The 12,341-nt window shown below is 43.6% G+C and carries 10 protein-coding genes; 8 read left to right on the top strand and 2 right to left on the bottom strand.

The window, feature by feature from the left end:
• Positions 1–35: 35 nt before the first annotated feature.
• Together C1A47_RS12845 and C1A47_RS12840 are read left to right on the top strand one after the other, a co-directional pair.
• On the top strand, positions 36–1,151 hold the full coding sequence (locus C1A47_RS12845) for a C4-dicarboxylate ABC transporter (protein WP_111895423.1): 1,116 nt from the start codon (positions 36–38) through the stop codon (positions 1,149–1,151).
• Positions 1,152–1,190: 39 nt separating this feature from the next.
• A complete protein-coding gene (locus tag C1A47_RS12840) occupies positions 1,191–1,694 on the top strand; it encodes a GNAT family N-acetyltransferase (protein ID WP_111895422.1) in 504 nt (167 codons plus the stop codon).
• 53 nt (positions 1,695–1,747) lie between these two features.
• On the opposite strand, the gene fadA is transcribed toward C1A47_RS12840, so the two are convergent.
• Positions 1,748–2,920: an acetyl-CoA C-acyltransferase FadA gene (gene fadA, locus C1A47_RS12835; RefSeq protein ID WP_111895421.1), complete on the bottom strand. Its 1,173-nt coding sequence runs from the start codon at positions 2,918–2,920 to the stop codon at positions 1,748–1,750.
• A 12-nt stretch (positions 2,921–2,932) separates the two neighbouring features.
• Positions 2,933–5,086 carry a fatty acid oxidation complex subunit alpha FadB gene (gene fadB / locus C1A47_RS12830; RefSeq protein WP_111895420.1) on the bottom strand — a complete coding sequence of 718 codons (2,154 nt, stop codon included), beginning with the start codon at positions 5,084–5,086 and terminating at the stop codon, positions 2,933–2,935.
• A 531-nt stretch (positions 5,087–5,617) separates the two neighbouring features.
• Here fadB and C1A47_RS12825 point away from each other — a divergent pair.
• From C1A47_RS12825 to pgsA, 6 genes are all read left to right on the top strand, one after another.
• Entirely contained in the window at positions 5,618–6,319 is a 702-nt protein-coding gene (locus C1A47_RS12825; RefSeq protein ID WP_111895419.1) for an oligogalacturonate-specific porin KdgM family protein, read from the top strand.
• A gap of 20 nt (positions 6,320–6,339) precedes the next feature.
• On the top strand, positions 6,340–7,560 hold the full coding sequence (locus C1A47_RS12820) for a histidine-type phosphatase (RefSeq protein WP_162625948.1): 1,221 nt from the start codon (positions 6,340–6,342) through the stop codon (positions 7,558–7,560).
• A gap of 362 nt (positions 7,561–7,922) precedes the next feature.
• The gene (gene lpxO, locus C1A47_RS12815) at positions 7,923–8,840 is read left to right on the top strand and encodes a lipid A hydroxylase LpxO (protein WP_111895417.1); all 918 of its coding nucleotides are present in this window, start codon (positions 7,923–7,925) and stop codon (positions 8,838–8,840) included.
• A 409-nt stretch (positions 8,841–9,249) separates the two neighbouring features.
• Complete coding sequence (locus tag C1A47_RS17740) at positions 9,250–9,573, top strand: hypothetical protein (RefSeq protein ID WP_413772966.1); 324 nt, start codon at positions 9,250–9,252, stop codon at positions 9,571–9,573.
• Positions 9,574–9,645: 72 nt separating this feature from the next.
• A complete protein-coding gene (gene uvrC, locus C1A47_RS12805) occupies positions 9,646–11,445 on the top strand; it encodes an excinuclease ABC subunit UvrC (RefSeq protein WP_111895445.1) in 1,800 nt (599 codons plus the stop codon).
• 182 nt (positions 11,446–11,627) lie between these two features.
• Positions 11,628–12,215, top strand: coding sequence for a CDP-diacylglycerol--glycerol-3-phosphate 3-phosphatidyltransferase (gene pgsA / locus C1A47_RS12800; protein ID WP_111895415.1), 588 nt, complete (start codon positions 11,628–11,630; stop codon positions 12,213–12,215).
• The last annotated feature ends 126 nt before the right edge of the window (positions 12,216–12,341 follow it).

Raw genomic sequence — 12,341 nt, 5'->3', positions numbered from 1 at the left:
TTAAGATCATCACAAATAGCCACAGGATATTTGTGATGCAACAGCCATTTTATTTACTTGAACAGCCACGGCAGTTGATTCGGTATTTCACACCAAACTGGTTTACGGTCAATATGGGAACTGGAGTGGTGGCACTTCTTCTGAGCGAATCCCCACTAATGACTGCATACTGCTGGGAGTTGGCACGTCTATTATGGTTAGCAAATATTGGACTGTTTATCTTATTTTCTGTGCTGTATAGCCTACGTTGGCTTTTTTATCCGCATGAAGCCAAACAGATTTTTCAACATTCAAGCATGGCTTTTTTCTTTGGTGCAATCCCGATGGGATTGGCAACCATCATTAATGGACTGGTTAAATTCATGCCGCAACATTTGGTCTTGGCTGAGTTCTTATGGGGAGTCGATGTCATCTTGGCGGTGATTGTGGCGGTGGGTGTGCCAATGCTGATGTTTGTTTATCAGCAGCATCAGTTAAATACTATGACTGCGATTTGGTTATTACCCATTGTCACGGCAGAAGTTGTGGCAAGTTCAGGAGGTGTGTTGTTGGCGCATTTGCCAGCAGATCAAACTGCTGTGAATTTACTCTTTGGCTGTTATGTACTTTGGGGAATGTCTGTTCTACCTGCATTTGCAGTCTTGACGATTTTATTGCTGCGTTTGGCATTACATCGCTTACCCGAAGCGCAAATGGCTATCTCAATGTGTTTGGCATTGGGACCGATTGGGACGGGCGCATTGGCATTGTTACTGCTGGGTCAGCAAGCACCTCGTATTCTGACTACTTACCATTTAGCGGAATTAGGCAATTTGATGCATTATGCTGGAATTTGGATCAGTTTAATTTTGCTGGGCTTTGGCTTGTGGTGGCTCGCTATCGCGTTGTTTACCATCTATAGATATAGTCGTACAGGGTTGAGCTTTAATTTGGGATGGTGGGGGCTAACGTTTCCTTTGGGGGTATTTGATCTGGCGATTTTAAATCTTGCTCAGCAAATACAAAGCTATGTTTTGTTCTATATCGGTTTAGGCTTTGCGGGATGTATTGTATTGTTGTGGGGAATGGTGATGTTAAAAACCATACAAGGTGCTTATCGTGGGTCATTATTTTTTTCACCATGTTTAATGACAATGTTAGAAAAATCATGATCTCATGGTGAATTATGTAATTAATAAATAAACAAATATATGATAGTTAAAGCAACAAAACAGCATATTCCCGAGATTGTTGAATTGGTGAATTTATCTTACCGCTCCAAAGAACTACGTGGTTGGACATCAGAAGCCGAAGTGGTCAGTGGAGATCGAATTTCTGCTGAACAGCTTCAGGATTTATTTGTTGCTGATTCTAAAATTTTATTGATGTTTGATGCTGCGGAGTTAGTTGCCTGTCTACATGTTCAGAAACAGCAAGATCATGCTTATATTGGGATGTTGACCACACACCCGCAGCGACAAAATCAGTTCTTGGGTAAACAGGTGTTGCAGCTTGCAGAAGATTTTGCTCAAGCCAATTTTGCAGTTACAGGCTTTGAAATGTCGGTGTTGTCTTGCCGAACCGAGCTGATTGAATTTTATTTGCGCCGTGGTTATGTGCTGACAGGCGAAACGGAGGATTATCCAATCGATGCCAATGTTGGACAGCCTTTATTGGATGATATTTGGGTGTTGCATTTAGTGAAGCATATATAAAAATCCCCGCACTGAGCGGGGATTTTCTTTTTATCTCAGTATTTAATTAAACATTAAACACGTTCAATAATGGTTGCTATACCCTGACCTAAACCAATACACATGGTCGCAAGCCCGATTTGCGTATCTTTTTGCTCCATCACATTCAGCAAGGTCGTGGTAATACGCGCACCTGAACAGCCCAATGGGTGACCGAGCGCAATCGCACCACCATTCAGATTAATCATGTCTTGCTTGTCATAAATACCCAAGCCTTTCATCACCGACAAACCTTGTGCAGCAAAAGCTTCATTCAGCTCAATGGTCTGAATGTCAGACATACTTAAACCTGCGCGTTTCAAGGCTTTTTGTGTCGCAGGGACAGGGCCATAACCCATGATCGCTGCATCACAACCTGCAACCGCCATTGAACGAATCACGGCACGCGGTTTAAGCCCTAAATCTTTGGCACGTTCAGCAGACATCAGTAGCATGGCAGATGCACCATCCGACAATGCCGATGAAGTTGCCGCCGTCACTGTACCACCTTTCGGGTCAAATGCAGGACGAAGTGCTTGGAATGCTGCCAAGTTTGCATCGGCACGAATTACTTCATCGACATCGCAGAAGATTCTAAAGCCATCGGCATTGTGACCTTCGACACCGACGATTTCATTTTTAAAACGACCTTCTTGAGTGGCTGCCCAAGCACGTTTGTGTGATTCAACCCCAAACGCGTCTTGTTCTTCACGGCTAATGCCATTCATGCGCCCCAACATTTCTGCGGTCAAGCCCATCATGTTTGAGGCTTTGGCATAGTGTTTAGACGCTTCAGGGTTCAGGTCAACGCCATGCATCATGTTGACATGACCCATGTGTTCGACACCACCAATGATGAAAATATCACCTTGATGCGTTGCGATTTGCCCAGCCGCCGTATGAATCGCTTGCATGGATGAACCACACAAACGGTTGACGGTTTGACCTGCCACAGTTTTCGGTAAGCCAGCCAGCAAGCTTGCATTACGGGCAATGTTCCAGCCTTGTTCAAGGGTCTGATTGACACAGCCCCAGATCACGTCTTCAACTTCATTGACATCGAAGCTGTTACGCGCCACCAAAGCACGAATCAGGGCAGCCGAAAGATGCTCGGCACGCACATTGCGGAACATTCCGTTTTTGGATTTGCCCATGGCGGTACGTACACCATCAACAATCACAACGTCACGTGGATTTAAAGTAGTCATTCACGCTGCTCCTTAACCGTAAAATTTCTTGTTGTTTTCAGCCATGTCACGCAGCAATTGCGGTGCTTCATAGGCTTTGCCTAAGTGGGCATAGGTGTTGCACAGTGCCACGTATTCAGCCACACCTGTCTGGTCGATATAACGGCATGGGCCACCACGGAAGGCAGGGAAACCAATGCCCATAATCATCGCCATGTCTGCTTCATGAGGGGTAGCAACAATGTTGTCTTCTAAACAACGAACAGTTTCGTTGCACAGCGCCAACATCATACGGTCAATAATTTCTTGTGGATCAAACTCGCGTTTTTCACCAGTGACCACTGGGGCAATCACGTCATAGGCAGTTGCATCGACGGTTTTGGCTTTTTTGCCTTTCTTGTCGAGTTCGTATTTGTAGAAGCCGACATCATTTTTTTGACCTAGACGTTTGGCTTCATACAGGGTTTCGATAGAACCTTTAAAGTCAGGTTTCATACGGTCAGGGAAGCCTTCCGCCATGACTTCAGCGCCATGCACGCCTGTATCGATCCCGACCACGTCCATCAAATAGGCAGGGCCCATTGGCCAGCCAAATTTTTCCATGACTTTGTCGATTTGCTGGAAGTCTGCGCCGTCTTTGAGTAACAGATCAAATGCACCGAAGTAAGGGAACAGCACGCGGTTGACCAAGAAGCCTGGGCAGTCATTCACCACGATCGGGGTTTTACCCATTTTCTGTGCCAATACCACAGTTGTTGCAACCGCTTCTTCTGAGGTGTGTTCGCCACGGATGACTTCAACCAACGGCATCATGTGCACAGGGTTAAAGAAGTGCATACCGACAAAATTTTCAGGGCGTTTCAATGCTTTGGCTAAGCGGGTAATCGAAATGGTCGAGGTGTTCGATGCCAAAATTGTGTTGTCACGGACTTTACTTTCAGTGTCCGCTAAAACCGCTTCTTTGACTTTCGGATTTTCAGTCACTGCTTCAATCACGATATCGACATCTTTAAATTCGTCATAACTTAAAGATGGACGAATGCGGGTCAGGGTTTCGCCCATTTTTGCCGCAGTCAATTTGCCGCGTTCAACCTGTTTGGTGAGGAGTTTGTTGGCTTCAGACATGCCGAGTGCCAGTTGTGCATTGCCAATATCTTTCATGATGATTGGTGTGCCTTTGCTGGCAGTTTGGTAGGCGATACCACCGCCCATAATCCCTGCACCCAACACCGCAGCTTGGCTGATCGGATGCGCGCCTTTTTCGTGTTTCTTCGCAGCTTTTTTTACAACCTGATCGTTGATGAATAAACCAATCAAGGCTTCTGCTTGTGGTGTCACCGCAGCTTTAGCAAAGCCTTGTGCTTCGACTTTTACCGCTTCATCACGGGTTAAGGTCACGCCTGTTTGCAGTGAGTCCAACATCAGTTTTGGCGCTGGGTACTGGGCAGGATTGGCTTTAGAAAGTACCGCAGCTTTGGCTGTGGTAAATGCCATCATCTGTTCAATTTGATTGAGTTTGACAGGTTCAAGTTTTTCTTGACGTTTTGCTTTCCAGTCCAAGCGACCAGCAATCGCTTGTTTGACTAAATCAATTGCAGCAGCAACGACTTTGTCATCGGCAACCACAGCATCCACTGCACCATCTTTAAGGGCAGCATCAGACTTTTTCGGTACAGCCATCGCCATCCATTCAACAGCATTGTCGATCCCGATCACACGGCTCAGACGGACTGTGCCACCAAAACCTGGGAAAATGCCGAGCTTGATTTCAGGTAAACCGACTTGAGCTGACTTCGCCATCACACGATAGTCACACACCAAGCACATTTCAAAACCGCCACCCAAAGCCATGCCATTAATCGCCACAACTTTCGGGATATTTAAATCTTCAAAACTGTTAAAAATCTGGTGAATACTCACTAGCCATTCTTGAATGACAGCTTCGCCTTGCGCGAAGTTTGCACCAAACTCAGTAATGTCGGCACCGACAATAAACGTCGATTTGGCAGATGTAACCACCAAGCCTTGAATTTCAGGATGTGACTGTACCGCAGCAATCGCGGCTTGGAAGTCATCAATGGTGGCTTTATTAAATTTATTAACCGACTCACCGAGTAAGTCAAAGCGGAATTCTGCAATTCCGTCCTGTAGCATTTGGACGGTAATGGCATTGCCTGCGTGGATCATGCCCTGATCTCCTTTATTCTGGAGGACTTGTTCGTTGATGTTATTGGGTTACTGTGCAAAGCACGCATTTGGAGTGCTTTTCATCTTACGATAACTCTAAACAAAAAATATGCTTCGAGTTGTATCAAGCCGTGACGCAATGGTCACTGATTTTTTAGATCAAAAGTGAACTGGGCAGTTTTTTTGTTGAATAAGCACACAAAAAATGAGGTTTATACTGATTTATCATGATTTAAATCATTGGCTTATTAAATGGATGAAAGTGTAATTCAGAAAGTTTAGGAAAATGTATTTTTTGTCATTTAGGTCAATGCTTTGTTGCTGTTTAGAGTCGGATTCATACAAAAATTCACAGAATTGAGTCGTGAAGGGAATCGAGGAACTGAATAGGGAGAATACACATCTGGGAATTTAAATTGTCTTTATTTTGATCGAAATACACTGTCATCAAACTTCAATCATTTCTTCAAAAAAATGTCATTTTGAAAAAGTAGTCTTTGGGATTCCTAAATTATTGATATATTTATATACATGAAAAATAATTATTTTTTTATAAAATATAGTTTTCTATTGTTGCCGTTGTTTAGTGTAAATGCATTTGCACTCGATCTGAAATATGCACATGAGTATGAAGATCTGTCCAATGAACATACCGATAAAATCCAGCTCAGTCATACCTTTGATAATGGCATTGGTGTTGCGGTGAAATGGAAGTTGCAGCCCAAGGAAACCGCAGATGGTTCAGCAGGGCAGGCTTTCTCAAATGACCAACTGTATGAACATGTCTATAAGCTGAATTATCATTATGATCTGAATGAGAATATTGAGCTCATACCTGCCGTTTCTTGGACAACCAAGACAGGGGGAACCACCAAGTTTAAGCCGAATATTACCCTGAACTACAGCTTGCCGCAGAAAACCAAACTGTCACTCAAATATCGTTATGAGGAAGTTGATTATCGTGATTCTGGAAGTAAATATGGTTCACTGGTTGAAGGTGGGATTTCCCATAAATTTGATCGTGTCAAAGTGGCCTATAAGTTTGGGTACTACACCAGTAATGTCAATTTATACGATCAGCAAAAACATGATTATATCCATAAGTTGACAGTGGGTTATAAGCTGACCAAAAAGTTTGCGCCATATGTAGAGCTGAAGAATGAATCTTACAGTAGTAAATCTGACCGTCGAACCACTTCATTTACCTTAGGTTTTAACTATAAATTTTTATAAGAATGCTTGAGAAATTTAACATGCAAAAACGACTGTATCTCTCAATGTTTCTGGGGTTAACAAGCTTTCACCAGACGCATGCCGAGTTAAAACCGACACCTGAATATCAATTAGAGCAAGTCGTGACTTTAATGCGTCACGGGATTCGTCCGCAAACCAATACCGCTGCATTAGAAAAAGCCACGGGTAAAGAGTGGTTCAAATGGCCTGTACCCGATGGAACGTTGAGTTATCGTGGTTATGAGGGGGTGGTTCGTCAAGTTGCCTATCCTCTGGTGCTCTGGAAAAGTCAGGGGCTGAAACTTGGCAATCGGGCTTGTCCCGATGCTCAGCATGTCTGGATTTATGCTGATTCAGATCAGCGCACCGCTATGACAGGCGAAGCCGTTTCTCAGGGCATGTTTGGGCAATGTCATGTGCCTGTTCATGTGTCACAGCAGAAAAAAGACCCTTTATTTAGTGGTGTCGATTTAGACCGTTTTGCGCCGTATTTCCCAAAAATCCAGCAACAGTTTTTGGCAAAAATTGGTGTTCAGCGGGAAATTAAACAGCGATATGCCAAGCCAATCGAAACCCTCAAAAATACGGTCTGTGCTGCCAATGCTTGCCAAGCGCTCGATCAGGACTGGGGTATCACACTGGAAAAGGGCAAGGTCAAATTGACAGGGCCGCTGTCGATTGCAGCCAATATTGGGGAAACTGTACGCTTGCAATATAGTGAAAATCTTCCTCAAAGTGAGGTAGCTTTTGGGCATGTCAGTTCAGCAAATGATTTGGAGCCTTTTATGCAGTTACATCGGGCTAAATATCAGTACCTGAATGAACTTCCGCTATACGCACAAATTGGTGGGCAGTTTTTATATCAACGCATTGTTGAAGATCTGACAGGAAAATCACAAACAGCCAATATCCCGTTGATCATGTATATGGGACACGATACCAATATTTCCCAGATTCAGACCATACTTGGATTTAACTGGAAGCTTGCGGATGGTATTCAAAATGATATTCCACCTGCGAGTATGCTGGTCTTTGAAAAATATCAGGAAAAATCCACACATCAGCAATATGTCCGCATCTATTTTTCAGCACGCAGTTATCAGCAATGGCGTGATTTAACCGAAATCAATGCCTCTCAGCCAATGCAGTTACAAGAGTTCAAGGCGAAGTCCTGTAAAACGACGACAGTTGGAACGTTGTGTCCTGTAAAACTTCTAGAAAAGAACATACCACACCTGTAATAAGTGTTTACAGTGCTCGATTTGATTCAAAATAATGAGATGATCTGTACATGGATGTACTTTTAAATAAAACAATGGTTTAAGTTTTATAAAGCGAAGATGAATATAAGAGAATCATATTAAAAGCGATTGATGATGGTTTGTTTGTATTATAAAGAACGAATATAAACCTGCTTGAGAGGTTGATTTTAGAAGCTTTTTAAAACATAAAAAGATAAATTATTTTAAAATAATTACTGTAAACGTTAAACCAAATCGCGTTGTCTATAGCAAGTTTTTATATTTTTGGTAAAATATCGCCAAGTGAGAATCAGTTGCTTTTTGTGGCTGATGCGAATTCTTGATTAATTTTGAGTAAACCTATGATTAAATGGATTATTCTGGCAATTTTTGTGATATCTGCATTGTATATCCAATATCGTGGCAAAGTGCGGCATTCGTTTTATCGTCAGTTCTTTGACCATTCAACTTTGCTCGCACCCATTAACTTTTTAATGTATGTCTTTTCGAAAGTGCCAAATCAGCCCTATATCGAAACGCAGCGCTTTAAAGATCTCAAAGTCCTTGATGACAACTGGGAAATGATTCGCGACGAAGCCAAAGCATTATATTCACAGGGAAGTATTAAAGCGGCTGACTCATATAATGATTTAGGTTTTAACTCATTTTTTAAAACGGGCTGGAAACGTTTTTACTTAAAATGGTATGACTCGGCTCATCCTTCTGCGGCAGAACTTTGCCCAAAAACTACGGCATTACTCAAAACTTTGCCGACCATTAAAGCTGCCATGTTTACCGAACTTGCGCCGAACAGCCGTCTGGTTCGTCACCGTGATCCGTATGCAGGTTCGTTGCGTTATCACTTGGGTTTAATGACACCGAATGATGATCGCTGTTTTATTGATGTTGATGGACAAAAATATGCGTGGCGTGATGGGCAGAGTGTGGTGTTTGATGAAACCTACATTCACTACGCAGAAAATGCGACGGATCAGAACCGTATTATTTTCTTCGCTGACGTTGAACGTCCACTGAAAAGCCAACTGATGGAAAAATTTAACCATTGGTTTGGTAAAAATGTCATGACAGCAGCGAGTTCACCGAATGATGCAAGTGACCGTACAGGGGGCTTAAATAAAGCTTTTGGTTATGTGTATCAAATTCGCTTAAAAGCCAAAGCACTGAAAAAATCCAATCGCCAGTTGTACTACATTTTGAAATGGGTACTGATGCTTGGAATTTTCTTCCTGATTTTTATTCGTCCTTATGTGTTTAAATAAAATATCTAGATAAAAGTATGTGCTTGAAAACGCCCGATCATGGGCGTTTTTTTATTGGGAAAAACAATATTTTAATCAATTGTTTGAAAATAAATATTCCATAAAATTGTTGATAAATTCATCAAAAACAATCATAGGGAAAATAGAGATGAACACCAAGCAATTTGCAGTGTTATTGGGGGGGTTGAGTTTAAGCGTATTGGGACATGCCACCACGTGGTTTGCAGGAACGGAATATCGCGGAAATGTGAATATCCGTATTTCGGGTGGGGCAGACGTGACATGGGAATGTAATGGTCATGAATGTCAACTGACAGGGCCTTGGGGCAATGATTTATCACTAGAGTCTTGTCAGAACTTGGCATCACAAGTGGGCGAGCTACGCTATTACGGCAATTCGGCAGGCCGGATGTGGGCAGCAGGTTCTCCTGCGCTGAACCAGTGTAATCAGGCAGCGGGTCGCCCAAGCAATCGTGGGGAAACCGTATGGTATGCGGCAAGTCATTATCGTGGCAAAGTTCAGACTCAAATTTCAGGGGGAGCATGGGTAACTTGGGACTGTAACGGACATGAATGCAGTATGTCAGGGCCTTGGGGCAATGATTTGTCTGTTGAGTCATGCCGTAATCTGGCTGCAAAAGTTGGTCGGATTAGTGCTTATAGTAACTCAGCAGGTGCAGAGTGGCGCAGTGGTTCACGAGAACTGACTAGCTGTAATGCCGCAGCACGTTAAAATATTTATTCTTGAAATCTGTGGGTTCAGGCGCTACATACTGTCATACCTGTTTTGATTACTGAGCCAGCCGTGAACCCGAACGCCCGCGAACACATTGAACAACTGCTTGCCAAAATGACCCTCCTTCCTGGGGTCTATAAAATGCTCGGCAAGGACGGTGAACTGCTGTACGTGGGCAAAGCCAAAAATCTAAAAAATCGGGTATCGAGCTACTTTGTCAAAACCATTGAACATCCGAAAACCCAAGCTTTGGTGGCACGGATTTATGATATTGAAACGCTGGTGGTACGCTCGGAAACCGAAGCCTTATTACTCGAACAGAACCTGATTAAACTGCATCGTCCGCCGTATAACATCATGCTGCGGGACGATAAATCCTATGTCTATATTTTCATTTCGGCCGATCAGCCGTATCCACGGATTGCCAGTGGGCGGGGTAAAGGCAAACATCAGGTTGGAAAATTCTTTGGGCCGTATCCGAGTGCTTACGCAGCGCGTGATACCTTATTGATTTTGCAAAAACTGTTTAATGTACGTCAGTGCGAAAATAGCTATTTTTCCCAGCGTAAACGTCCGTGTTTGCAGTATCAGATTAAACGTTGCACTGCACCCTGTGTCGGGCTGATTTCCCCAGAAGATTATGCGCAAGATGTGCAAAACTCGATTCGCTTTTTACAGGGCGATACCAAAGAACTCAACCAAGAACTGATTGCCAAAATGGAAGCTGCCGCCGCCGAATTGGCGTTTGAAAAAGCGGTGTTTTACCGTGACCGTTTGGCGCTACTGCGTGAAGTGTCTGCCCAGCAAGCAGTGTACAAAATCAAAGGCGAAGCGGATATTTTGGCGATTGCTCATCAGGCAGGGGTGACCTGCGTACAAATGATGTATGTGCGTAATGGACGAATGCTCGGTGGAAAGAGTTATTTTCCTGACATGCTCAGTGATGACTTGGGGCAAATGCTAAGTGATTTTATTGCCAATTTCTACTTTCAGGTGGCAGATGAAATTCCACAAGAATTGATTGTGAATACGGATTTGCCAGACCGTCTGGAGCTGGAACAGGCGCTGAGTCAGCATTTTCAGAAGAAAATCCAGATCAAAGCCAATGTCCGAGAAACCCGTGCCGAGTGGCTCGAGTTGGCACAAATGAATGTACAACATGCGATTCGGGGTCAGCTCAACCAGCATCAGGAATTGCATGAGCGCTTCTATCAATTGGAACAGATTGTTGATCGTCCGATCGATCGGATTGAATGTTTTGATATCAGTCATACCATGGGCGAAGCCACGATTGCTTCTTGTGTGGTGTTCGATCAGGGCGGAGCACGTAAGCGGGATTATCGTCAGTTTGCCATTGAAGATATTCAGGCGGGAGATGACTATGCAGCCATGCGTCAGGCGTTAACGCGCCGTTATAAAAAAGCGCCATTGCCTGATTTACTGTTGATTGATGGCGGTAAAGGTCAGTTGCATATGGCGATGCAGGTGATGCAAGACTTGGGGCTAGATGCTTTCATGATTGGAGTATCGAAAGGTGAAGGGCGTAAACCGGGACTGGAAACCCTGCATTTTACCGATGGACATAAAATCCAGTTGGCAGAAGATCATAAAGCGCTGCATCTGATTCAGCAGGTACGTGATGAAGCGCATCGTTTTGCGATTACCAAACACCGTGCAAAACGTGATAAACGCCGTGGGAGTTCGGTATTGGAGGTTATTCCTGGACTTGGGCCGAAACGCCGCCGTGATTTACTGACCCATTTTGGAGGGATTCAAGGGGTGCTCAAAGCTTCAGAAAAAGAACTGACCTTAGTCCCTGGTTTGGGGGACGTGATGGCACGAACCATTTATCAGGTGTTGCATGAATAATTCTGCATAATGAGCCGCAGCGGTTTGACGCTATTCTACGGGCCAAGTTTTGCTGTTACAGCATCGGCTTTATGGTCGACACATCTGTACATTTCGTATAAAGTGATGGCAGTATTGATCAGTCAAAAATACGTTTAAAAATCACTCGATGCAGACTTGCAAGGGCTAAATTGGCGGTGGCTATGACAACAGGGCGAATCCTGAACATTCCAAATATTCTCACCATTGCACGAATTGTGCTCATTCCTGTATTTTTACTCGTGGCTTACTGGCCACCTGCGATTGGTGTTGAAGGACATGCGGGCAGCTTATCACGCCATTTATTGCTGACGTCTATTTTCGTTCTGGCAGCAATCACGGATTGGTTTGATGGTTATCTCGCACGTGCACTCAATCAAACCTCAGCATTTGGACGTTTTCTCGATCCTGTCGCTGACAAGTTAATGGTCGCTGCTGCTTTGGTGGTATTAGTTCAGTGGAAGCCAACCATCATCATGGCCTTTGCAGGCATTGTGATTATTTCCCGTGAAATTACCGTGTCAGCACTGCGTGAATGGATGGCTGAACTTGGCGCACGCACCAGTGTAGCCGTATCCACCGTTGGTAAATACAAAACTGCATTTCAGATGATTGCAATTAGCGTATTTTTGCTGAACTGGCAGCCTTTAGATACTTTTGCATATATTTTGTTGTATGCCGCAGTGATTTTAACCTTGTGGTCGATGTTTATTTATCTGAAAGCTGCATGGCCGTATTTAAAGCAACCGTAAAACAAAAAGCCCTGACTGTTCAGGGCTTTTTTATGCCCGATGATTGTGCAAACTGCGTCACTAAAATAGTGTATATGGGAAAAATATATCAATGATTTATATTGTGAAATTTTAAAAACCTCTATT

The sequence above is a fragment of the Acinetobacter sp. MB5 genome (assembly GCF_003261585.1).
Taxonomy (GTDB): Bacteria; Pseudomonadota; Gammaproteobacteria; order Pseudomonadales; family Moraxellaceae; genus Acinetobacter.
The sequence above is the reverse complement of the archived record's forward strand: the minus strand, read 5'-3'. Positions and strand labels throughout refer to the sequence as shown.